The sequence below is a fragment of the Bdellovibrio sp. KM01 genome (genome assembly GCF_013752535.1).
Lineage (GTDB): Bacteria > Bdellovibrionota > Bdellovibrionia > Bdellovibrionales > Bdellovibrionaceae > Bdellovibrio.
The window spans coordinates 1,458,425-1,481,778 of the sequence record NZ_CP058348.1 but is presented as its reverse complement, the minus strand read 5'-3'; the positions used below and the strand labels follow the sequence as shown (position 1 = coordinate 1,481,778).

Sequence of the window (23,354 nt, the reverse complement as noted above, 5' to 3'; positions counted from 1 at the left end):
GAGGAACTTCCTAAAAAAACACAGACTTACCCCGAGTTCTCAAGAAATATTTCCCGCAAAACGTCCAAAATGTTGACGACTGAAAAATATTTTTGCCGTGGTGTTCGCGATCACCATCTATGATTTCAATACTTTACCGCGTCTCATATTGAAACCGTTTTTGAATAAAAAAATAAAATCACTAGGTTGCGGTCAATTTCAGTTTTGTCACTAATTAAACGAAACTGAATCCATCACGAACATGGTGGGGCTCAGGAGGGCAAACCGTATGATCAATCAAATCGCTCGCAAATCAGTAGTAGTTGCTTCAGCGCTAACAATGCTAGCTGGTTGCGGAAAAAGTGGAGGAACATACTCGATCCTCGCTGATTCAGATTCGTATAAGCAGGAAGCTGTCTACGTTCCAAAGAAAATCGATATCCTTTGGGTGATCGACAACTCTGGTTCCATGAAAACATCTCAAGACAACTTGGCTGCGAACTTCCAGTCCTTCATCTCTCGCTTTAACCAAAACAACAGTGACTTCCACATGGCTGTGGGTACGACTGATGCTTGGGAAAAACAATTCAACTCAAACTCACTTAAAGCCAGACTTAGAGATGGTGTTGATTCCACTCACTCGGGTGTGTTTGTTATGGATAAAAACACTCCTAACCTAAGCAATGTCTTCATTACTAACGTAAAACAAGGCATCAATGGTAACGGTGACGAACGCGCTTTTGAAAGTATCAAACAGATTCTTCAAGATCCATTCAACGCTGGCTTCCGTCGTCCAGACGCAACACTTGCAATCATCATCGTATCTGACGAAGAGGACTTCTCTCAGTCAGTAAGCACTTTCAGCGAAAGCTACACGAACAGTAAATTGTATCCAGTACAAAACTACATCGACTTCTTGGATACTTATACGGGTGGTACAGCTGGTGGCAGAAACTATTCTGTTTCCAACATCGCGATCCAAGACACAGCTTGCCGCGACCAATTGAAAACTGACAAGTTCCCGACTCGTTACCATGAAATCACTAACAAAACTGGTGGTATCAACGGTTCCTTGTGCTCAAACTTCGGTACAACTCTTGAGTTGATCTCTGATTCAATCATCCAGTTGTCGAGCTCTTTCAAACTGACTCGCGAACCGATTCCAGAATCGATCGTTGTGACAGTTGATGGCACAGTGGTTCCACAAGACTCCGTTAACGGTTGGACTTATGATGCCGCAACTTTGACAATCACTTTCCACGGCAGCTCTGTACCGAACGCGAACTCTAACGTGAAAATCAACTTCGATCCGAAATCGATCAAGATCTAAGAAAAGGATTGTGTAATGGGTGGGGAACAATCTGCAGCAGCAAATCTTGAGCAATGGTACATACTTCGCGGGGACATGAAATACGGTCCCTACGAATACAGATCCATGATCTCAATGATCCAAAACGCTGAGCTTCAAGATTATAACTATGCTTGGGCTCCGCATCTTGAAAACTGGACACTCGTTGGCGAGCTTCCAGAATTCTCGAAAGACCGCTTGGCGCGTCTGATCCAAACGAAGGATCACTTATCTGGCGCTTTCATTGAAAGAAAATTTCCGCGTAGAGATTTGAAAACTCCTATCTACGCACACAATGATCATTCATTTTTTGATGGTCACACCTTGTCCGTAAGTGAGAACGGGGCTTTAGTTCTGTTGAACGATCCCCTCCTCTACTTAGGTCAAAAAATTATGCTTCATTTCAGAAGTTCGGATGTAAATCCTGTAGAATTTAATGTTCTATGCGAAATCGTCCGAAAGAATTATTCGAAACAAAGACTTAACGTGAAATCCGGCTTGCACTATGCTGTTCGTTTCCTCCAAGTGCCAGAAGCTGGTTCGGTTCAATTAACTAAATGGGCTCGCGGTGGCGGCTCCAAGGGGGAAACAAATGGCATTCTTAAAGTTCATGAATGAATCTGGCGTCGTAGGCTGGTTGATTCTTCTAACAGGTATCGGTTCATTAGTACTTGTCGCAGAACGCGCAAAAATGCTTTACAAAGAGTATGGCATGAATGTGGACGAGTTCATGGGCAAAGTCCAAACTCTTGTATTAGCTAAAAAACTTGATGAAGCATTGTTGCTTTGTGCTCAACTGGAGAAAAAACCTCTAGCTGCGGCATTCAAAACGATCCTTGAAAAAGCGGATCGTGATGACGACACAATCTTCCAAGCACACGATATCGCCTTGTCTGAAAACGTACCTTTGTACACAAAACGCCTTCACTATCTTTCAATGCTAGCCAACGTTGCTACGTTGATGGGTCTTTTGGGTACGATCCACGGTCTTATCTTGTCGTTCCAAGCGGTCGCATCTGCTGACCCTGCGATGAAACAACAATTGTTGGCGCAAGGTATCTCAGTATCCATGTATACAACAGCGCTGGGTCTTGCGGTTGCGATCCCTGCGATGGTGTTCTTCTCAATCCTGACTTCCCGTCAAAATGAATTGATGGAAGAGATGATGGAAAAATGCGGTAAATTGGCAGAGTTGCTGACAAGCGCACACATTCCAAATCTTTCTCGTCAAAATGTATTCCCTGATCACGTTGCAGCTCCGACTGTAACTCCTCCATCAGCTCCAGGTAAGGCTTCTTAATTGAAGCCTTCGGGCATTTTCCAAGATGGAACTTTAATTCTTATTGGGTGGGTATATGAGACGCGCTAAAAAAATCAAAATCAATCACAACAGTGAGTTCGAGCTGGATTTAGCACCCCTGCTTGCCGTGATGGTAAAACTGGTTCCAGTACTACTGTTATCATCCGCATTCGTGCAAATGATGGTGATTGAAACGGAACTGCCTCAAGTGGTTTCCGAAGCCATTCAACGTAACGATCAAGAAAAAACTCCGACGGTGGTAAACCTTGAAGTGGACCTGAAAGAAGGCTTCACGATCGTGGTTAACAAAGCCGGTAAGGAAAACTCGGAAACTATCCCTCTTAAGGATGGAAAGTTTGACCTTTCATCTCTGCACCAAAAACTTGTGGAAGTGAAAAAGGCCAACCCGGAAGTTTTCAAAATTGAACTGAGCCCTGATTCGAAAGTTCCTTACAATGACATCGTCAAAGTGATGGATGAAGCTCGTCAGGCGCATGATACGAAGGTCACTTTCCCTGTTTTCGATACAAAACAAGGTAAGACCGTCGAAACCAAATATATGTTTCCAGAAGTTGTCTTCTCGAACATGATGGAGGGCTAGACTATGTCACGCCGTCGTCGTTTTGATCCTAATATTAAAAAGAATTCCACGTTCACACTGAACATTACTTCCATGACTGACATGTTCACGATCCTGCTGGTATTCTTGCTTCAATCCTATTCAACTTCGCAAGTTGAAATTCTTCCTGAATCCGGTTTGCGTTTGCCTACTTCGGCTACAACTGCAAATCCCGTAGAAGCAGTTAAAATTTCATTATCGAAGGAAGCGTTAAAAATCGATAAAGACAAAATTGCAGATGTTAGAAATGAAGACTTCCTGGCCCAGGACCTTGAGTCTACTGATGCGAACTTTATTAAACCTCTGTTTGAAAAACTGGACCACATGGCCAAAAATTCAACCGAAAAGGAAAAGTGGGTAAAAGAAGGAAAAATTCTTTTACAGGCTGACAAAGACCTTCCTTATGCGACTCTTCGCAAAGTGATGTATACAGCATCTATGGCAGGCTTTCCTCAGTTGAAATTGGTGACAATGGTCGGAGAATAGCCCTATGAAACTGCAGACGCTAACACTAATTCTGGCAATACATTTATTCTCGTTGTTGTGCTTTGCAGAAAAGAATGAAAAAGGACTGATCCCAGAAGTCCGTATGTCTAACGATGAAGGTGAGAACGAAAAGAAAGCTCTTCGTTCCGAGTTGATGATCACTCGCTCGGAAAATAAAGCGATCGACTCTCTTCAAGCTGTTATCAAAAAACAAAAAGGCTCTTCAAACGAGGCGGACTTATGGTACCGCCTTGCGGAGCTTTACATGCGCCGTTCTAAGTCCGGTCGTTTCTTTGACTTGAACCGTGACAATCCAATGATGAAGCTCTCCCCGTTCCCGATTCCAAATGAAAAAGGAACTGAGTCAGTTAAACGCGCGATGAAGATCTACTCAAAAATCGAATCGGACTTTCCAAGATTCCGTTTCATGGACGAAGTTCTGTTCAACAACGCCTTCGCTCACCAACAAGTGGGTCAAATGAAAGGCTCGAACGAACTTTACCAACGTCTTTTGACGAACTTCCCAAAATCACCTTTGGTTCCAGATGGAACTTTGGCTTTGGGTGAATTGCTTTATGACCAAGGTAAATTCGCTGCGGCATTAGAGCAGTTTGAAAGACTTGAAAAATTCCCAAACAGCCGTGTTTATTCTTACGGTATGTATAAAGCCGCTTGGGCCTGCTATAACATGCGTGATAGCGAATGCGGCATCAAGAAACTGGTGCAGGTCGTAAAAAACAATCCTCCACTTCAAGATGGAGAAGTTCCAACAAACCGCCACAATCTTCGCAAAGAGGCTTTGCGCGATTTGACAATCTTTATTGGTGACTCCTACCCTGCAAACAAACTTTATTCTTTCTTTGAAGACATCACGACAACTGAAGAGTTGGGCGAGTCGATGATGAACCTGGCGAAACTTTACGAATCGCACAGCCGTCAAAAAGAAATGAACGTTTTCCTGGAAGAATACATCGACAAACATCCAACCGGTCCCGATGTGGTTAAATCCCACCTTTTGCTGGTTGAAGCCAATGAGACGTTGAAAAAACGTGATTTGGTTTTGAAGCACATGCAATTTGCTTCGGATCTTTGCCGTGCTGATTCGTCTTGGAAAAAAGAACAGAAAAAAGACGCCGTTATCACTTCATGTGATGAAGGTTTCCGCCGCACCAGCCTGGATATGGCGAAAAAATGGTGGGAGATCTGGCTTAAGAACAAACAAAACACTGAGTTCTCTAACCTGACTCAGCAACTGTTTAAATTGATGCTTGATATCGAGGATCCTGCGAAACCGGATTTGAAAACTCGTTTTGCTTATGCTGAACTTCTTTTCCAATTGGGTAAATTCGATGAGGCCTCGACGCAGTATAAAATCGTGGGTGACAAATCCACTGATGATATCCTTCGCCATGATGCAAACTACGCTGCTCTATTCTCGAAAGAAAAATCTATCGAGAAAAAATCAGAGCCTTTGAAGGAATCTGAGCGTAAAGAATTGGCGGCAAACTATCTCGCGAAACACCCGACTGGGAAATACGCTATTGCGGTTAAATTCAAAATTGGTCACATCGCTTACGAAGAAAACAACTACCCTGAAGCCGAAAAATGGTTGAAGCCTTTGACGACGTTGAAAGGCAACGACGAAATCCGCAGAAAATCAGAAGACCTGGTTTTGGATATGCTTAACATCAAAAAAGACTTCGTGGGTATCAAAGAGTTTTCGAAACAAATCGCGAATTCAACAACAGATGCTTCTCGTAAGAAAAACATGAACAAGATCCAGGAAGAAGCTCACTTCACTGAAATTCAGGAGTTTGCAAAAACTGGTGACAAAGACCAAGCAGCGCAAAAGTTGATTGCTTACGCAAAGGAGCATGACAACTCCAAGCTTTCTCAAGATGCGTTGTGGCAGGCTATCGGTATTCTTTATACTGAAGGCAAAGTCTATGATGCCGCTGAGATGTCTTTGAAATACGTGCAAAAATATCCAGACGATAAAAAGAACCTGGATGCTTTGAAAGACTCCGCAAAAGCTTACGCTGACATCGGTCAGACGGCAAAAGCCGCTGATACATTGGCAAAAGTGGCGGACCTGGATAAAAAAGGTCGCAACCAATATCTGGAAGCGGCAGCTGATATTTATCTGATGGAAAAACGCGTGAAAGACGCTCGCGCCTCTTATATGGGAATTCTGTCTGCAGCTGACAGCAAAACGACGGAGCGTATTTACGGTAAACTTCTTGATTCATTTAAGAATGACAAGAAGTCCCCGGAGTACGATAAGCTTTTAAATCAAATCTCTGCCAAAGGAATCGAACCTTACACAACTGAAGCGATGATTGAAAAAGCTCAAGCCTTGCTTGATGCGGGTAAAATGACGGCGGCGTTTGATCTTTCAATGAAAGCGAACGGTCGCTCTGTCCCTGCTGAAACTCGTGCCGCTGCCCGCCTGATTCAAGCGGCAGTTTTGGAAAGAGAATTCATCGCTCAAAGCGTAAAAGCTCGTGAAGAAAAATTCGCGACGGTTCTGGCAATCAAGACGGAGAAACTTGATAAAGCGCAAACGGCTTATGTCACTGCTTTGAAAATGTCCAAAGATCCATATCAACAGTTGGATGCTTTGCGCGGTATCGACCGTGTCTATGGCAACTACATTGATAGCTTAACTTCTATGCCACTTCCCGCTTCTTTGAGTCCGGATGACCAAAAACAACTGCGTGGAGAGCTTGCGAAGCTGACGAATCCTATCCAGGATAAAAAGAACGACAACGACGCGAAGTTAAAAGCTTTGGCAGCAACAGTTGGTCAATCTGCGACGACGACACGCTCTTACACAAGCATTGGCGCTGATAAAACGATCACGCCGATTGCTCAATTCCCTGCTCCGGAAAAACTGGGAGTATTCCTGCCGGCTTCTTCGGACATGACGATTGGTAAAGTGTCTCGTTATGAGATTCGTCCCAATAAGACATGTAACAAAACTGCTGTAATGACTGGTGATATTTCAAAAGTAAACACGTTCGAAGTTGCTGGAAATTGTTATGGTTCTAGACAGTTCGATATCGTGGAAAAACTGGGCTTGGAACTCGCTAAGAGCAAAGAAACAAGAGCCCTTGGTCTTTTCTATGCGAGCGTAGGAAGCGAAGGTAAAGGCTATAGCGACAAAGCGATGTGGTTAATTGATGCGGCATTGAAGGCTCAACCTGAAGCGTCTCCTTTTGTATATCAAAAGGCCCGTTTAACTTATAAAGAAGATGGCATCAAATCCGCGATGCAGTATTTTGAGAAGGTTTTGAACATGCAAATGCCTTCGACAGAAATGGAAACTTTCGCTGGAGTGAAAGCTTTCTCAGAGGGAGATTTCTCTCGCGCTGTCGAAAAATTTTCTACACTCCAAAAAGATCAGTTGTATACTTTAAACGTGGGAACGCTTTTGAGTGAATCTTATGCTCAAAAGGGTCAGGTCGATAAAGCTCTAGCAATGATCAAAGATTTGATCGCTGCGAACAAAAAAGACAATATCGACTACCTTCTGGAACAAGCTCATATCCTTGAGACTTTCAAAGGAAGCCCCACGCTAGCGTTGGATTCCTATGAAAAGGCATTCAAAGCCAGCAGCGCGCAAGCAGATTTGCGTGAATGGTTAAGCAAGAAAATTCAATTTATCAAAAATCAAAACAAAGTCGGTCAGCACGTAACTTCGGGAGACTTGTAGTATGGAGGGTACAAGTGAAAGCTTTCATCCAATTGATGACAGTTTTTCTTCTTCTGGGGTCATCGACTGCCTTTGCTAAGCAAAGAACAGTTCGTAAAGTCCAGGAAGTAAATTTCGGTGACATGAACCTCAAGGGTACAGTTCGTAACCCTGATGGCGCATATCTAGTACAAAAACGCGGTATTAAATTTATGCCGTTGTATGACGTACAAAAAGATATGGACGGCCGTATCAGGGAATCAGCGCTGTATTTGAATAACTAAGATTATTTTTACTTAGAGGTGTATTATGCTCACGTTGATTGTACGTCAGTCTCTAAAAGATGGGACTGCAAAAACCTGGAAATTAAGACCAACGAATGAAACTCAGACGTTTGGTTCTTCCCGCCTTGCGGATATTATTTCCATTTCTCCAAAGACAAAAGGTATTCAAGGTGTATTTGAATATCGTAACGGTCAATGGTTCTATGTCGATATGGATATGGCTACCTCCAGCGGATTGAAACAATCCCCAGCCATCGCCTTGAACAAAGACACGACTGTGACTTTGGATGAATGCACATTGCAATTTGATCCAATCAAAAAAGAAGTAGATCTATACACCCGCCTGGATAAAGCCGGCCGTGATGAATCTGTTGGTAAGAAATTCCAATTGTTCATGGTAAAACAACATGGCCGCGTGTTACAGACTAAAATCCAGCCCTTGAACAAAGCATTCAAACCGGATTTCAGCAACACCAAAGTGGCCTGCGTGCCATCTCAGGATTGGCACCGTCAGTTGCTGGGTGATGTCGAAGTATCGCAAAGAACGCTTTCTATGGACGATGCCGCGGCTATGGGCCGCTTCAGCACTTCTTCCCTGGTGGACGAAGACTCCAAAAAAGGTGTGATCTTGATGCTGGGTGCTGCGGCCCTGTTTGTAACAGCCGCTTTGTTCGGACCTAAAACGGATGTTCACTCGATGGCGGCGGAACAGCCTAAAGTCGCGCAAAAGATCATTGTTAAAACAGAGATTAAACCAAAGCGCAAAAAATCCGAAACAGCTAAACAGCAGCAAGTTGCAGCAGCTCCGGCTGCCGCTACTCCGAAAAACGATACGCCTGCTGCTGGTGGCGGAGGCAAACTTGCCAACATGATGAAATCGATCTCTGACGGTCGTATTTCTAAATTGATTGGTAAGGTCTCAGCGCAAGGCGCGAAAAGTGCGAACGTTATGTTTGCTCAAGGTGTAAAAGCTGGTTCCGGTCCATCCGGTCGTGGCTTGGCAGCTGTCGGCAACATCGAACGCTCTGGTCGTGACTGGGGTGCTGCAGGTAACGGCAGTGGCGTGTTGATTTCCACAAATGGTAAAGGTGGCGGTAAAAACGCTTCCGGCATGGGTGGGATGGCCGCTGGTGGCACTGGTAATGCCGGTGTTGGTTTGATCGAAGAGGAATCTGAAATTACGGGTGGTTTAGACCGTGAGGTCATCGCTCAGTATATCAAATCCAAATTAGGTCAGATCCTTTACTGTTATGAAAGACAGTTGAGTGCGAATCCAGATTTGTTCGGTAAGGTCGCTGTTAAATTTACGATCGGTGGTACTGGTCAAGTTGAACAACAGATCATTGGCGATACAACTTTGAAAAACTCAACTGTTGAAGGCTGTATTTTGAATCGTGTAGCCGCATGGAAGTTCCCTGCCCCACAAGGCGGAACGCGCGTGCTAGTTACATATCCATTTTTGTTTAAAAGTACCAACTAGGACGGGGGACCGAAATGTTTAAGAAATCACTATTAATTTTCATCTTGATGACAGCTCAAGCTTTTGCACAAACAGCAAAACAGCCAGCGCCTGCACCATCTGCACCAACAGAACAACGTGGCAGCGACAAGCTTGACATCAAAAAACTAGAAAACAAGTACTGGGCCGCTAAGGACGAAGACTTTGGCGTGGTACAAAATCGTCGTTACGTAAAAGCAGAGCGCTTTTATTTGACGGCTCGCGCAGGTATCCCAGTGAACGACGCCTTCAGTGAAGGTACGATCATGGGTGCTGACGTAGGTTACTTCTTCAACGAACGTTGGGGCGTGGAAGTTTCTTACAACAACGCAAACCTTTCAGAAAATGACAGTACTGAGCAGTTCCATACTCAGAACGGTGCAATGCCCGATCACAATATTTTGAAATCATCGTATTTCGCTTCTGCGATCTGGGTTCCGTTCTATGCGAAAATGTCTGCTCTGGATAAAGCCATCATCTATTTCGACATGGGTGTGTCGGTAGGTCTAGGTAACGTAAATTATGAGATTGCAAGATCAACTGGCAACGAAGCGAAATCTTCGATCGGTTACAAACTGGGTGTTTTCCAGCAGATCTTTTTCTCTGAGCACTTTGCCTTGCGCGCAGATTTGATCAACACATGGGCTAGTGAATCGCAAAAACCATACACAGCGAACAGCCCGCGCGTATTGGGTGATAAAATGGTCAACGATACGTCGTTGATGTTCGGTTTAACTTATTGGCATTAATTTAGTTTACCGTCTTCCAAGGCCGGGGGGTCTTTATGAAAAAGCCAATGAAAGCAATGATGGTACTGCCCTTTCTGTGCAGTGCCGCTTTCGCACAGGAAGTTCAGCATAAGGCGCTGAACGTAAAAAATCAGGGTGCACCCGCAGCTGCAAATCTGCGCGTGAAATCCAGTCTGGTTCCGACCTACGAAATCTATCAAAAGAAAGTAGTTAAAGGGAAAACGGAAACTTTCAAAGTCAAAGCCATTCCAGAGTTGAATATCGGCATGGAGCGCCAGGTGGAAGCGATTCCACTCAGCCCTCTTCGCCTGCCCGCTTCTCGTGAATTGGTCGTGAAGGAAATCAAAAAATCTCCTTCCATTGACCCGATGCAGATTAAGGTTCCGCCTTACACTGCCGTGGTCAATCCTCCTAAGATTTTAACAACTCCCGAGGCATTTACAAAAATCCCGGATGTTAAAATGTTGAGCCCAGTTAAAGATCCATCGACGACGGAACCACAAGTGACGTTGCAGAAAATGGATGAAATGGGTCCAAATGATTATAAATTACTTCAAGCTTTGATCTTCCTTGAGATCCAACAGAACTATGAGTTGGCAATGGGTCTGTTTGCTGAATTGATGGACGATAAAGAGCACCGTTTGGAAGCTCTTTATAACTATGCGATGACGGCAAAAGGCATGGGGCTAAATACAGAGTTCAGAACTTATATGATCAAAGTTTCCCAGGAGACTAAGAACAAAGAATGGCAGGAAAGAGCAACAAAAGCCCTGGTTGAAGGAATCAAGGTTCTGGAGCTGACTGACATCTCTTTGATCGATCCTTTGGTTGCTAAATATGAAATCGATGTGACTAAAAACGATGAGTACCAAATTACTCGTGCGAAGTACTACTCTTCAATCGGTAATCTGGGTCTGATGGAAGACGCATTGATGTACATCGATGAAAAATCCAAAAAGTATCCAGAGGCTTTGTTGCTTTCAGGTCTATTCAATTATCGTCAAAACAAAGTTGACGAAGCTGTTATCAACATCGAGAAATTGTTGAAAGCGACTGAAGACGACAAAAAATCTCAAATCAGAAACGTGGGTGCGATCACTATGGCTCGTATCCAGTTCCAAAAAAGCATGTACAAAGAGGCGTTCCAGTCTTACCTGAAGGTAGACCGTTCCAGCCCACTTTGGTTGCAAGCTATGACGGAAAGCGCCTGGACTCAGATCTTGTCTGAGGACTATGAAGGTGCTGCCGGTAACATGTTCTCGTTGCACACGGACTTCTTTAAAAATGCTTTCAACCCAGAATCCTTCGTGGTTCGTACGGTGGGCTACTTGAATCTTTGCCAATATGGTGACGGTGTTCAAGTCCTTGAAGAGATGCGTGGCAAATACGGCCCATGGAAAAAGAAATTGGAAGAGTATAAAACTTCCCACAAGAAATCTTTGGACTACTATGACACTGTGAAAAACTGGGCAAAAAACTCCGACTTGAAAGAAGTTGATGGTTTGCCTCGTGCCTTCATCGTGGAGCTGGCTCGTCACCCTGGTTTCGTATCTGTTCAAAAACAGATCAATAACTATGAAGACGAAATTACCAAGTTCAACAAGATCTCTTTCACCTTGATCAAGATGGAAAAAGATTTCCTGACTAAGAAAAATGAAGCCAACAAAGCTTTAGCGGCAGCGAAAGCTAAAATGAAGCCCGGTGCGGCTCCATCATCTGCTGTGATTGACGCCGATAAAAAACTTTTGAGCTATTCGATTCAGTACCACATTGCTAACAAAGCCCGTACCTCGATCAAAAACCTGCGTACTCAAGGTATCGCACGTATTGAGAAAGAAAAAGACGTGCTTCGCGTCGATGCGGGTAAAGCCCTTCAAGACAACTATAAAAACATGGTTGCCAACTTGAACCGCGTTCTGGATCAAAATGACGTTCTTCAATACGAATTATATTCGGGCGCGGGAGAGCACATCCGCTATCAAATGGCTGGTGGCGAAGTGAACGAAAAAGAACGTCCAGAACTGAAAGTAGCAAAAGAAAAGAGCCTCAATTGGAAATTTAAAGGTGAAATCTGGGAAGACGAAGTTGGTCACTACCGTTCATCTTTGAAAAACGTATGCCCTCAGGATAACTCTGTTGCTGGCATGAATGAGCACTAAGGAAGGAAATACTTATGAAAACATCTCTTAAATTAACAACAATGACGGTACTTTTAAGCTTCTCCACTGCTGCATTCGCACAAAATACAGCGAAAGACGGCTTGGAGCGCATAAAAACAAACTTGAACAATTCAAAATCAAATTTGTCTGAGTACCAAAAGAATCTAAAAACAGTGGAAGGTAACTTGAACGAAGTTGCCAAGGCTAAATCTTCAGTAGAAAGTCAGCAAAAAGAAGTAGCTGCCCAAGCTGAAGAAAACACGAAGTCTATGCAAAAGCTGGGTAAGCAGGAAATGGAGCTGCAAGGCTTGATCAAAGACGAACAATCCAAAACAACCGCAGAGAACCAAAAAATCGCTGAATTGGAAGCGATGATCGCTAAGATCAAAGAAAACCAAAAGAAACGCGAAAACAACGTTCAAGACTACCAAAACCAATTGTCCCAATTGGGCGAAGAGAAAAAGGTATGGCAGTCCCGTCGTGACACTCTGAAAGAGCAATACGACAGTGTGAACAAAAAAATCCGTGAGCTTGCTTCCGAAGAAAAAGAATGGAAAGGCAAAGAGCAAGGATACAAAGGCGAAGTGAATCGCTGGACTAAGGAAGTAGAGCGCCAACAAAAGATCAGCGACTCTTACAACTCTTTAGCCGAAGTGAAGTAGTTCCGAGTTAATTCATATTTAAATAAAGTTTCGTAAGAAACATTAAGAGATCAGGTCCCCCGGCTTGATCTCTTTTTATTTCTGTTTACGTCCAGATTTGTCTAAGCCTCATATAACCTGTTAAGAGTCCTTTATACCCTACACATGTCAGCCGAAAAGAAGACAAACAACATCGCTGGCTCCCCGTCAGCAAATGAATAAACAGGAAACTTCCTATGAACGACGCATCTACGAGCTCTTGGTTCCGCGGCATTAAAGGCAAACTTCTTTTCGCAGCGTTTCTGCCCCTTGTCGGTTTTAGTATCATCTTTGTCATTGCTTTCAGCAGCCTCCATACCATCGGTGGCATGTTGAAAAAGGCAAACACGGAAACCACACCTAATCTGATTGAAGTCGGTGAAATGCGCCAGGCTCGCAATAAATTCAATTATATGGTTCTTGCAGCAATCTATTCCGCCGACGCCAAAGAACGCCAGGAAGACATCGAAGAAGCCCGCAAATCCATCACAGAGTATTTCGAGGCCTTTACAAACTATACCAAACTTCCAAGCCCACAAGAAATCGCAGCAACCGATGATGCTGGTGACAAAGCAGCTCCTCTCTTCAAGGCCGCTATGCAAGAGACCGTCGCGCTGTTGGAAAAAAACACACCTGAATCTGATAAGGCAGCTATTGTTCTACTTCATGGTCCCGTGAAAGAGCATGCCAAAGTTCTAAGAGCCATGACAACGGCCGCGGTAAAATACTTCGAGAATCAATCTATCAACGATACGAAAATTGCTACAGCAAAAATGTCACAAGCAACAACAATCATCGTCGCAACGACAACGGCTACCTGCTTGATCATTTTTTCTTTGCTGATGTTCATCGCCATCCGACTTTCTAAAACTATCGGTGGGGTCGCTTCTCGTCTGACTGAATCCAGCCATCAAGTTTCTGCGGCTGTAGTTCAATTGAACAGCGCCGGCAATAACCTTTCCCAATCTTCGACTGAAGCTGCGGCTTCTTTGGAGGAAACTGTAGCAGCTTTGGAAGAATTAACTTCCATGGTGCAAATGAATTCTGACAATGCAAAACAAGCCGCAAGCTTGGCATCAACTTCCCGTCAATCAGCTGAAGCTGGTGAGAATGATATTAAAACTTTAATCACCGCAATGACAGAAATATCCCAATCTTCTAAAAAAATCGAAGAGATTATCTCTGTGATCGACGATATCGCTTTCCAAACGAATTTGTTGGCACTAAACGCTGCCGTCGAGGCAGCACGTGCCGGTGAGCAAGGTAAAGGTTTCGCGGTCGTCGCTGAGGCCGTTCGGGCCTTGGCACAAAGAAGTGCAGCTTCTGCCAAAGATATCTCCACACTTATCAAAGACTCCGTTTCTCAGATCGAAAACGGTAGCGAAATCGCAGACCAAAGCGGCGCCGTTCTATCGAATATTGTGAACTCAATTAAGAAGGTTTCTGATCTAAATAATGAAATCGCGGCAGCAAGCTCCGAGCAAACAACAGGCATCCAGCAGATCAGCAAAGCCATGAATCAATTAGATCAATCGTCCCAGTCGAATGCTGCTTCTGCTGAAGAAATTGCAGCAACAAGTGGCGAAATCAACAATTTGGCAACAACGACTCAGGCTTTGACTGTCGAATTGACGGAAGTTGTGATGGGTAAATCAAATGGCACAACTGAATTCCATCACGAACCGCAAGCAACGACACACAAGAAAGTTGTCAAGAGCTCCCCGATGCCAAAGTCAGCTAAGGTGATCGCAATGAAAAAGTCAGCTCCCAAAGCGGCCGCGAAAGCCCAACCTTCCACTTCTGCAGATCTGATTCCCTTCGACGAAGACGACCGTAAAGTAGGAACAACTGACGGCTTTTAGTCATTCAAATTAAAATAAACTTTAAAAAGAGATGAAACCTCACCCGTTTCATCTCTTTTTTTATTAAATCTACTTCGGCATGCGAAACTAGACTTCAAGTTTCCTTGAATAAAGCCGAAAATAATTTCACTCAGGCACCTTCTCCTCGTGCAACTTCATAAAAAATTAAAGGATTGCTGACATGAATCAGACATCACTGTCATCGTGGTTCCGTGGAATCAAAGGTAAACTGTTATTCGCTGCCTGCCTGCCAATGGTAGGATTTGCAATCAATTACGTCATTTCTAGCTCGAGCATGAATAGCTTAGGAACTTTGCTGAATATCGCAAACGGAGATACAATTCCGAACCTCACAGCTGTTGGTGAAATGCGCCAAGCTCGTAATAAATTCGGATATCAGATTTTTGCAGCCTTAGCCATGGAGACTGAAGAAAAGCGTCATGAGCGCATCAAGCTTGCCCGCGAGGGTATCAAAGAATTTAAAGAGAACATGGAGCTTTACAAAAATGCTCCTGCCGCTCCAGAGTTACAAGAAACTGACAAGAAAGCCTATGCAGTCCTTGATGAATATCTGGGCCTTTTGGATAAAGTCGCAAACTTAGCAGACTCCAATAAACCAGAAGACCATAAACAAGTTCAAGACCTGATGGATGGACGTCTGTGGGAGCTTGGAAAAATCATGCATCAAATGGCAGGCTCTGCCATGAAGTACTATGACAAAACAGCGCAAGCAAACTCTGCTGAAGCCAAAAGCACTATTGCCAAGTCCAGTACTATCATTCTAATGACAACAGGTGTTTCCTGCCTGGCGATTTTCTCAATCCTTTTATTCATTGCTATCCGACTTTCAAAATCTGTGGGTCACGTTGCGTCCAGTTTGTCAGAGTCTTCGGCACAGGTCGCAACCGCCGTTGAACAACTCAATGAAGCCGGCAACAGCCTTTCCCAATCCTCAACTGAAGCTGCTGCATCCCTGGAAGAAACCGTTGCGGCTCTTGAAGAATTGACGTCGATGGTACAAATGAATTCAGACAATGCGAAGCAAGCGGCCGGTCTTTCAGCCACTTCCCGTCAAAATGCTGAAGCCGGTGAAAACGATATTAAGAGCTTGATCACAGCTATGACAGAGATCTCTCAATCTTCACGTAAAATTGAAGAAATTATCTCTGTTATTGATGACATCGCCTTCCAAACAAACTTGTTGGCACTGAATGCAGCGGTTGAGGCAGCTCGTGCCGGTGAACAAGGCAAAGGTTTTGCCGTAGTTGCTGAAGCAGTTCGTGCTCTGGCACAAAGAAGTGCTTCTTCAGCCAAAGACATCTCTTCATTAATCAAAGACTCCGTTTCGCAAATTGAAAATGGCAGCAGAATCGCTGATGAAAGCGGCGCCGTCCTCTCAAACATCGTAAGCTCGATCAAAAAGGTTTCCGATTTGAATAACGAGATCGCAGCGGCAAGTTCCGAGCAAACAACCGGAATTCAGCAAATCAGTAAAGCCATGAATCAATTGGATCAGTCTTCTCAGTCTAATGCCGCTTCTGCAGAGGAAATAGCCGCAACTAGTGGTGAGATTAATAATCTTGCAATGACGACTCAGAATCTGACGGTGGAACTGGGCCAAGTGATCTATGGAAATTCCGACATTCCGGTTATGACTCATACAGAGAGTCCCGTGAAAAAGTCCACTACTGCAACGGCTTCGAAAAAGGTCATTCCTTTCAAAAAGCCCGCAACGGCGATGGCCGCTTCCAAAAAGAGTGCGCCAGCTCCGTCAACTGCATCTGATATGATCCCCTTTGATGAGGAATCAGATCGCAAAGTAGGCACCACTGACGGATTTTAATACGTAACTTAAGGTGGGGACTACTCCCCGAAAGACCATAGAGGGTTCATATGAAATCACAGGGTATTTCAAGTTGGTTCAGAGGTATTAAAGGTCGTCTGATGTTTACGGCGATCCTCCCCATTATCGGGTTTGCCATTTTGTTTGGAGTGTCGACGGTGACGGTCAACCGTTACAATGCCATGCTGACAGTCTATAGCAACACGATCGTGCCGAATCTTCAGTATATTGGCGAAATGCGCCAGTCCCGCAACAAGTTCGCTTATCAAGCTCTTGCAGCGATGGATGCTGATAACGACACAGATCGAGCAAAATCCATTGCTTCAGCGATGGAAGGTGTTGAAGAATTTAAATCCAACTACAAGTCTTACGCAGAAGCACCCTTTTTGCCTACGGAAGCTCAGATGTTCGAGCCAGCTAAGGTTGTCATTGGCGACTTCTATAAGGCCATGGACTCTATCCTTGAACTGGTTAAAACAAACGATCCTGAAAAAATAAATGAAGCGCGTAAACTTTTAAAGGGTCCCTACACGAAATTCGGCGGTATCGTTCGTAACTTCAATCGTGACGTTGCAAAACTTTATGAGGAAACATCTGAAAAACAGCAACTCGAGGCTAAAGCTCTTCAAAAAGAAGCCGCGAACATGCTCATTGCAACCTCAGTCGTGGCCGGTATCGCTATCTTTTCAATCCTTTGCCTGTTCGCTGCGCGGATGTCAGGAGCTGTCGCTTCAATTGCGAGCCGCTTAACAGATGCGAGCTCTAATGTGGCTTCTTCGGTCGAGCAACTCAGCGAAGCCAGTAACAGTCTTTCCCATTCCTCGACAGAAGCTGCGGCTTCCCTTGAAGAAACAGTTGCGGCTCTTGAGGAATTGACATCCATGGTGCAAATGAACTCTGACAATGCCAAACAAGCGGCAAGTCTTTCCGGCTCTTCACGACAGGCCGCTGAAGAAGGCGAAACGGACATCAAGAATCTGATCACAGCAATGACCCAAATCTCCCAATCATCCAGAAAAATCGAAGAGATCATTTCAGTTATCGATGATATTGCCTTTCAAACGAATCTGCTGGCCTTAAACGCAGCGGTCGAAGCCGCTCGTGCCGGCGAACAAGGCAAAGGCTTTGCGGTCGTAGCAGAAGCCGTTCGGGCTTTGGCGCAAAGAAGTGCTTCCTCTGCAAAAGATATTTCTTCATTGATTAAGGAATCGGTTTCTCAGATTGAGCGCGGAAGTGAGATTGCTGACCAAAGCGGAACCGTCCTTGCAAACATCGTAAACTCGATCAAAAAGGTTTCTGACTTGAACAATGAAATCGCCGCCGCCAGCGGTGAGCAAACAACCGGCATTCAACAAATCAGCAAAGCGATGAACCAATTGGATCAGGCTTCTCAATCAAATGCCGCTTCTTCTGAAGAAATCGCAGCAACAGGTGCCGAGATCAATGGTCTTGCTACTACGGCTCAGGGTTTGACTGTGGAGTTGAATAAATTGGTATTGGGTGTCGATAAATCAATGATTGAAGCTTAAGATTTTTTACATTTCACAAAGTCGAGCAGGAACCTCCCCTGCTCGACTTTCATTTTCATAGACGTGTAGCCATACACCAGAACACAGACGGAAATAACACCCACCAAAAATACCGTCTTAAGCAAACTTGATGAAGTAGCCGTTACCGTATCACCCAGGTTTCCAGCAACGACCGCCATCATCAAACCCGCCACCAGAATTTTCACAAGCTCTTTAGCCATCGCCCACCAATTCATCCCGACTGAATACAACCTCATCAAACCTAAAATCATGATGAGCTGTACTGCGGCGGCAACCAAACTTGAAACCACCAACCCCTGCAGTCCCAAAGACTGAATCCAAAGCGGCGCCATCCCAATATGCAGAGCCAAGCCCAGCAAAGAAGTCACTGCCGGCACCCAGGTGTTTTTCACAGCATAAAATGCAGGAACCAAAACTCGGACCGAGGAAACCAAAATCAAACTGATCGCATAAATTTTAAGAACCATCGTGGTAGCCACAGCATCAGCGGCACTGAAATGTCCGCGATAAAAAAGCACTTCCACAATCGGCTGAGCCAGACAAAACAACCCCACTGCCGCAGGCCAGGCCAAATACAGATTCATTAAAAAGTGTTCCTGAAGAACAGACTGAAACTGCTCTTTTTGTTTTCGTTGAGCGAGATCACTTAATGTCGGCAACAAAGCGGTTCCAATACTCACCGCCACCAATGACAACGGAAGCTCAAGCAGTCGATCGGCCCAGTAAATATAAGATAGAGCCCCCTCACCCAAGCCACTCGCAAAATGCAAGTTCACTAAGGTCGCTAGTTGCAACAGTCCCGCCCCTAAAAGACCCGGCACCATGTTTTTTAAAACCAGGCGGACATCCGAACTCCACAATTGGCGAGTGAACCGCGGCAGATAGTTTTTCTCGCGCAGGGCCCACCATAAAATCACCGCTTGCAGCAACCCACCGATAAATACACCCCAAGCGAGGCCGTCCCCCATGTCACGAAACCACGTTCCCGGCATAAAGGTAAAAACCAGCATCGAAATATTCAAAAGAGCGGGTGCCAAGGCCGGCAAAGCAAAGCTCCCCAGAGCATTCAAAATGCCCATGAAATAAGCGTAGGAGCAAACGAAGAACACGAAACCAAACATAATTCGCGCCATTCGCACGGTCAGATTCCATTTTTGAACATCGAGCACATAATTATCCGCTAAAAGCAGCTTTAACAGCGGCTCCATGCTGATAATCCCCCACAAGGTCAGTCCCCCCAGAACGATCAGTAACAACGTGTAAATGGCATTTATAAGATTTCGGGATCTTTTGCCGGAGACATCTTCAGCCTGAGCTTCAATAAAAACGGGAATAAAGCTCACAGAGAGGGAGCCTTCGCCAAAAAGCCGACGGAAAAGGTTGGGCAAGCGAAACGCCGCGGTCCACGCATCGGTGACCGTACGATCAAAGAGGGCTGCCAGGGCCATATCGCGGAATAACCCCAAAACGCGGCTCGTTAGGGTCCCGCCCGCCATGAAAAAGGCTCTTTTGAAGACCTTTTTGCGATCTTCTTTTAATCCGCTTGCCTCCACAGACACCCTATGTTAATCCCTTTGGTTCGTTTATAAAGATTAAGTGGAGGCTATACCTTGGCAAATCATAAGTCAGCAGCAAAAAGAGCTCGTCAATCTATCCGTAAAACAGCAGTAAACAATGCTCGTAAAAGCACTGTAAAAACAGCTGAAAAAAAACTAGTTAAAGCTATCGAAGCTAAAGACGTGAAAGCTCTTCCTGAGTTGTTGAAAAACTTCACTTCTCAAGTGATGAAAGCTGCTAAAACTGGCGTTATCAAAAAAGAAACTGCTTCTCGCAAAATCAGCCGTCTTTCTACTCGCGCAACTGCGAAGTAATTCCGGCTTAAAATTTTGAGTTAGAAATTGGGTGACCTTTGAGTCGCCCTTTTCTATTTAAGCAGCTTGAGAAGAGGAATGAGTTCGCGCTGATACAAAGGCGCGAATTTGTCTTTTAGTAGCAAAGTTAATATTGCTAAAGCTAAGACCATGGGTGACCGTCGCGTCACCCTGCTTTTTTTGTGTGGAACGAACCACCCCACGCAGAAACACGAAATCCCCCTGAGGGATTTGAAAGCTCACGACGACTTCGTCACCTTCATTGAGCAGATAATCGGAAATAATCGACATACCACCTTCACCGATCTCTCCAGATTCCACGATAAAATAGGAACCGTCACACAGGACGCCTATTTTGCGTTTCATCACACGACGCGGATACTGACGGCGGAAGCCACCGGCTTTGTCCTCTATCGTTGGAATGTTGATTTTCTGAAAGTCTGCTGCCATGGAGTGCTTATCGGAATTTTGACTCTTTCAATGCAGTCTTGTTTCTTTGTCTCACTTTGAGACGGTGGTTCGCGGTGCTTGGGTTTGGCTGTGGGGAGGGACGCGTGTTCCGCGACACGCCATCCGGGCTCACCGTCGCCCGCCTTTGGCGGGTTCGCGCATCCTGCGCCGACGGAGGTCGCTGCACACGCGTCCCTCCCCACAGCCAAGCCCAAGAACAGGATTCTTGTTCAAAGTGGAAATGAACTTCGGCTGCTTTGCTAGGTTCGAAGTTCTGATTTCAATTTTTGGGAAATGAATTAAGAGGATCTATTTTTTCTTTATGATTGCGGAAAAGGTGGCGTTCCTTGGAGATAGGAGCCAGGTGTATTGTTGGATGTAGTCTATGCCTAGGATGATATCTATGTTTTCTTGGGGTGGTATGACCATGTAGGGCCATAGGTTTTTTGTGCATTGGTTTTGGATGCAGATTTGTGCTGTGGGTTGGGCCATCATATAGGACTTTGTGAAGCCTGCTATGTCGGTTTTTTGCTCGCGGCCTAATAGTTGGAATAGCTCGGGGTTGTTTTTTACGAAGGTACCGGTTACTGCGCTTTGGGCGTGGGTGTCTATTAAGGCTTTAGCGATTTTGTTGCCTATTTTGATTTCTATGATGGGACGTTTTGCCGGGATCAATTTGCCTGTGGTTTTGAAAGGCTTCAATTGTTCTTGGGTTGGGTTGATGTAAATTGCTGCTGATGTTGACAGGATTCTAACGTTATCGATGATGAGGGTTTTGTCTTTGATGGCATCGGCTCCAATGGTGCCGATCAGTTCTTGGCCTGAGGTTGTTGGGATTTCTAGTTGCACTAAAGATTTAAAGTTTTGGGCTAGCTGTTCGCCGCCTATTTTTAACGATTTAATTTCTACTGTGGGATATGTTTCGATCCCGCCAAGGGTTTGCATGGATTGCTCGCCGGTGATTTTTAAGCCTTTGGCGGCTCTCGCTGAAATGAAAGTGTTTTCTGCTCCTAAATCCAGAGCGCACAATCCACGGATCTCTTGGATTGAGCATTCGATTTGGGGAAATAGGCCGGATTGATCTATTAAAATAGGCATTGCGGCTTCCGAGTGGGAAACCGCTACTGATGTAATCAATAAAAGGAATAACTTTAAATTAAGAATAACTTTTAATCCTAGTTAACAGCTTTGGAAGACTTTATAGCAGAATCTTTTTCGGTATAAATGACTCTTTCTTTCATGAAACACTCTTGATTGTCAGTTTCAGCTCTATTGATCATCTCACCCATTTTTTCTTCAAATCGCTCTAAGCCTGAAGTCATAATTTTTACGGCTGAAGCCCGCGGAATGTGACCAGCTTTGGTCTCTGTGATCAGATCTTTTGCTTGAGTAATTAAATTCACGGGCGCTTTCACTTGGGCTTGTTTAGCGAAGTCTTCAGTTAACATCACAACCTTTGTTAAGGCCTTTTGCTTTAGATCAAATCGCGTCGCCTCATCAAGGTTCAGTTCCTCGGCCTTAAACTTACTGTAGGATTTACTCCAGGCCTTATAACTATCTAACGATGTTTCCATCGACCAGCATCTGGATCTTTCTGGAGACATCGCCGTTGCCATTGAGATTGTCGGTACAGATAAAACCATAACGATAGCAGCAATAACCTGTTTCATAGAAGCCTCCATATAGTGAGGCTTCATTTCAAGAGCTATGCCGTGCTAATCAAACCAGAATGAATATAAACAGAAGAACTTCATGGAAGAACAAAAGGTGTCACTGCGACCACTAGTTATTTGACGTCTCAAAATGAGAATAAATCAAAACACCGCTTCGGTGTCTACACCGCACAAACTAAAAAGGTAATTTCAGTCAAAAAGGCCCAAATGCAAGGCGGAGAAGGCACGCGCCGCGCAGGCGTGCCCCAGGCACGCTGAAGCGAGAAAGCCGCCCGACAACGCAGCAGTTGGACCTTTTTCACTGAAATTAAGCCGTGCAGGTTTTTAGGACCATATTCTCTAGCCAAATGTGGCTGGAAAGTGGTGATGATTTTAGAGCCTTGTCAGTCTCAGACAAAACGACCATGGTTTGCTCTAATTTTTTTGCAGTCCACAGGCGAGCTTGCTCGCTGTAGTTCTCAAGGAAATAGGGAGGAACCTGGGCATAGTGAGCAAGCTTTGCTCCGTGCAGGCCTTCCTCCATCCCCTTCTTAACCGCAAGCAAAATACGAATATGGCGGGCCACCAAAGAGATAATACCGATTTCGTTTTGCCCTTGATCCAAAAGATGAACCAGGTACTCGAGTGCCTTCACGCGATCATTCAGACCCACAGCTTTGGTGAAATCAAAAACACTTTCTTCTTTAGAGCGAGACACCACTTGCGCGACATCTTGCACTTCGATACGGCGAGCACCTTCGACGAACTCCCCCAGCTTTTTCAACTCGGCTTCGATTTCAGTCAGGTGATGTCCGACCAATTTGTGCAGCAAATGAATTGCGTCGTTGGAGATTTTCAAACCCAAAGTTTCAGCGATGTAGTTGATCCACGAAGGAACTTGGTTTTCGTAAGGTTTCTTGAACTCGACACATTCGGCTTTGTCCAAAAGTTGGCGGATTTGTTTTTTACGCTTATCCACGCGTGAAGCTAAGATCACAAAGCACGTGCTATCCACTGGCTCCTCGATCAAGGGTTCCAGTTGCGACCATTCTTTGTCGGTGAGTTCTTGCGCTTCCTTCAGGATCACCAAACGACGTGGCGCCATCATCGGCAGAGTTTCAACAGCGTCACGAACTTGAACGATATCAGCGTCACTTGCGTAAAACAGGCTGTAATTGAAATCGATCGCGCCTTCAGTCAGCACAGCGTATTTGAAACGTTCGACACTTTGATTCAACAAATACGGTTCTTCACCGAACAAGAAGTACATTGGAGCAAGGTTGCCCTTTTCCAAGTCCTTATAAAATTTTTGTGAATCAATTAATGCCAT

20 protein-coding genes are annotated in these 23,354 nt (G+C 44.8%); 15 read left to right on the top strand and 5 right to left on the bottom strand.

The window, feature by feature from the left end; all coding sequences use genetic code 11:
• The first annotated feature begins 268 nt into the window (after positions 1–268).
• The 14 genes from HW988_RS07280 (at position 269) to HW988_RS07215 (ending at position 18,030) form a co-directional block, all read left to right on the top strand.
• Positions 269–1,309: a VWA domain-containing protein gene (locus HW988_RS07280; RefSeq protein ID WP_181606870.1), complete on the top strand. Its 1,041-nt coding sequence runs from the start codon at positions 269–271 to the stop codon at positions 1,307–1,309.
• 15 nt (positions 1,310–1,324) lie between these two features.
• Entirely contained in the window at positions 1,325–1,945 is a 621-nt protein-coding gene (locus HW988_RS07275; RefSeq protein WP_142699821.1) for a PilZ domain-containing protein, read from the top strand.
• Complete coding sequence (locus HW988_RS07270; RefSeq protein WP_181606869.1) at positions 1,920–2,627, top strand: MotA/TolQ/ExbB proton channel family protein; 708 nt, start codon at positions 1,920–1,922, stop codon at positions 2,625–2,627. Before HW988_RS07275 ends, HW988_RS07270 begins: the two co-directional genes overlap by 26 nt.
• Before the next feature lie 55 nt (positions 2,628–2,682).
• A complete protein-coding gene (locus tag HW988_RS07265) occupies positions 2,683–3,228 on the top strand; it encodes a biopolymer transporter ExbD (protein ID WP_181606867.1) in 546 nt (181 codons plus the stop codon).
• A gap of 3 nt (positions 3,229–3,231) precedes the next feature.
• Complete coding sequence (locus HW988_RS07260; protein WP_181606866.1) at positions 3,232–3,732, top strand: biopolymer transporter ExbD; 501 nt, start codon at positions 3,232–3,234, stop codon at positions 3,730–3,732.
• Positions 3,733–3,736: 4 nt separating this feature from the next.
• Positions 3,737–7,447 carry a tetratricopeptide repeat protein gene (locus HW988_RS07255; RefSeq protein WP_181606865.1) on the top strand — a complete coding sequence of 1,237 codons (3,711 nt, stop codon included), beginning with the start codon at positions 3,737–3,739 and terminating at the stop codon, positions 7,445–7,447.
• 14 nt (positions 7,448–7,461) lie between these two features.
• Positions 7,462–7,710: a hypothetical protein gene (locus tag HW988_RS07250; protein WP_181606864.1), complete on the top strand. Its 249-nt coding sequence runs from the start codon at positions 7,462–7,464 to the stop codon at positions 7,708–7,710.
• A gap of 25 nt (positions 7,711–7,735) precedes the next feature.
• Positions 7,736–9,190 carry an AgmX/PglI C-terminal domain-containing protein gene (locus HW988_RS07245; RefSeq protein WP_181606863.1) on the top strand — a complete coding sequence of 485 codons (1,455 nt, stop codon included), beginning with the start codon at positions 7,736–7,738 and terminating at the stop codon, positions 9,188–9,190.
• 14 nt (positions 9,191–9,204) lie between these two features.
• Positions 9,205–9,957, top strand: coding sequence for an outer membrane beta-barrel domain-containing protein (locus HW988_RS07240; RefSeq protein ID WP_181606861.1), 753 nt, complete (start codon positions 9,205–9,207; stop codon positions 9,955–9,957).
• 35 nt (positions 9,958–9,992) lie between these two features.
• Positions 9,993–12,116, top strand: a complete 2,124-nt coding sequence (locus tag HW988_RS07235; RefSeq protein ID WP_181606860.1) for a hypothetical protein — start codon at positions 9,993–9,995, stop codon at positions 12,114–12,116.
• Positions 12,117–12,130: 14 nt separating this feature from the next.
• Complete coding sequence (locus HW988_RS07230; protein WP_181606859.1) at positions 12,131–12,778, top strand: hypothetical protein; 648 nt, start codon at positions 12,131–12,133, stop codon at positions 12,776–12,778.
• 215 nt (positions 12,779–12,993) lie between these two features.
• On the top strand, positions 12,994–14,658 hold the full coding sequence (locus HW988_RS07225; RefSeq protein WP_181606858.1) for a methyl-accepting chemotaxis protein: 1,665 nt from the start codon (positions 12,994–12,996) through the stop codon (positions 14,656–14,658).
• A 181-nt stretch (positions 14,659–14,839) separates the two neighbouring features.
• On the top strand, positions 14,840–16,501 hold the full coding sequence (locus HW988_RS07220; protein ID WP_181606857.1) for a methyl-accepting chemotaxis protein: 1,662 nt from the start codon (positions 14,840–14,842) through the stop codon (positions 16,499–16,501).
• Positions 16,502–16,551: 50 nt separating this feature from the next.
• Positions 16,552–18,030, top strand: a complete 1,479-nt coding sequence (locus HW988_RS07215) for a methyl-accepting chemotaxis protein (RefSeq protein WP_181606856.1) — start codon at positions 16,552–16,554, stop codon at positions 18,028–18,030.
• Here the strand turns inward: HW988_RS07215 and murJ are convergent.
• Complete coding sequence (murJ, locus tag HW988_RS07210) at positions 18,027–19,604, bottom strand: murein biosynthesis integral membrane protein MurJ (protein WP_255490314.1); 1,578 nt, start codon at positions 19,602–19,604, stop codon at positions 18,027–18,029. The genes HW988_RS07215 and murJ overlap by 4 nt on opposite strands.
• A 57-nt stretch (positions 19,605–19,661) precedes the next feature.
• Here murJ and rpsT point away from each other — a divergent pair, with 57 nt between their 5' ends.
• A complete protein-coding gene (gene rpsT, locus HW988_RS07205; RefSeq protein WP_142699808.1) occupies positions 19,662–19,922 on the top strand; it encodes a 30S ribosomal protein S20 in 261 nt (86 codons plus the stop codon).
• Positions 19,923–19,979: 57 nt separating this feature from the next.
• Here the strand turns inward: rpsT and HW988_RS07200 are convergent, their stop codons facing one another.
• From HW988_RS07200 to holA, 4 genes are all read right to left on the bottom strand, one after another.
• Positions 19,980–20,372 carry a PilZ domain-containing protein gene (locus HW988_RS07200; RefSeq protein ID WP_181606854.1) on the bottom strand — a complete coding sequence of 131 codons (393 nt, stop codon included), beginning with the start codon at positions 20,370–20,372 and terminating at the stop codon, positions 19,980–19,982.
• A gap of 309 nt (positions 20,373–20,681) precedes the next feature.
• Complete coding sequence (locus HW988_RS07195) at positions 20,682–21,470, bottom strand: aspartyl protease family protein (RefSeq protein WP_220128821.1); 789 nt, start codon at positions 21,468–21,470, stop codon at positions 20,682–20,684.
• Positions 21,471–21,547: 77 nt separating this feature from the next.
• Entirely contained in the window at positions 21,548–22,042 is a 495-nt protein-coding gene (locus tag HW988_RS07190) for a hypothetical protein (RefSeq protein WP_181606852.1), read from the bottom strand.
• 310 nt (positions 22,043–22,352) lie between these two features.
• A complete protein-coding gene (gene holA / locus HW988_RS07185) occupies positions 22,353–23,354 on the bottom strand; it encodes a DNA polymerase III subunit delta (RefSeq protein WP_181606851.1) in 1,002 nt (333 codons plus the stop codon).

Excerpts from the sequence above, each read along its gene's own strand:
- HW988_RS07275 (WP_142699821.1), top strand. The coding sequence starts at position 1,325 with ATGGGTGGGGAACAATCTGCAGCAGCAAATCTTGAGCAATGGTACATA.
- HW988_RS07200 (WP_181606854.1), bottom strand. The coding sequence starts at position 20,372 with ATGGCAGCAGACTTTCAGAAAATCAACATTCCAACGATAGAGGACAAA.
- HW988_RS07220 (WP_181606857.1), top strand. The coding sequence starts at position 14,840 with ATGAATCAGACATCACTGTCATCGTGGTTCCGTGGAATCAAAGGTAAA.
- HW988_RS07225 (WP_181606858.1), top strand. The coding sequence starts at position 12,994 with ATGAACGACGCATCTACGAGCTCTTGGTTCCGCGGCATTAAAGGCAAA.
- HW988_RS07215 (WP_181606856.1), top strand. The coding sequence starts at position 16,552 with ATGAAATCACAGGGTATTTCAAGTTGGTTCAGAGGTATTAAAGGTCGT.
- holA (WP_181606851.1), bottom strand. The coding sequence starts at position 23,354 with ATGGCATTAATTGATTCACAAAAATTTTATAAGGACTTGGAAAAGGGC.
- HW988_RS07235 (WP_181606860.1), top strand. The coding sequence starts at position 9,993 with ATGAAAAAGCCAATGAAAGCAATGATGGTACTGCCCTTTCTGTGCAGT.
- HW988_RS07270 (WP_181606869.1), top strand. The coding sequence starts at position 1,920 with ATGGCATTCTTAAAGTTCATGAATGAATCTGGCGTCGTAGGCTGGTTG.
- HW988_RS07265 (WP_181606867.1), top strand. The coding sequence starts at position 2,683 with ATGAGACGCGCTAAAAAAATCAAAATCAATCACAACAGTGAGTTCGAG.
- HW988_RS07255 (WP_181606865.1), top strand. The coding sequence starts at position 3,737 with ATGAAACTGCAGACGCTAACACTAATTCTGGCAATACATTTATTCTCG.
- HW988_RS07240 (WP_181606861.1), top strand. The coding sequence starts at position 9,205 with ATGTTTAAGAAATCACTATTAATTTTCATCTTGATGACAGCTCAAGCT.
- HW988_RS07195 (WP_220128821.1), bottom strand. The coding sequence starts at position 21,470 with ATGCCTATTTTAATAGATCAATCCGGCCTATTTCCCCAAATCGAATGC.
- HW988_RS07245 (WP_181606863.1), top strand. The coding sequence starts at position 7,736 with ATGCTCACGTTGATTGTACGTCAGTCTCTAAAAGATGGGACTGCAAAA.
- HW988_RS07190 (WP_181606852.1), bottom strand. The coding sequence starts at position 22,042 with ATGAAACAGGTTATTGCTGCTATCGTTATGGTTTTATCTGTACCGACA.
- HW988_RS07260 (WP_181606866.1), top strand. The coding sequence starts at position 3,232 with ATGTCACGCCGTCGTCGTTTTGATCCTAATATTAAAAAGAATTCCACG.
- HW988_RS07280 (WP_181606870.1), top strand. The coding sequence starts at position 269 with ATGATCAATCAAATCGCTCGCAAATCAGTAGTAGTTGCTTCAGCGCTA.
- HW988_RS07230 (WP_181606859.1), top strand. The coding sequence starts at position 12,131 with ATGAAAACATCTCTTAAATTAACAACAATGACGGTACTTTTAAGCTTC.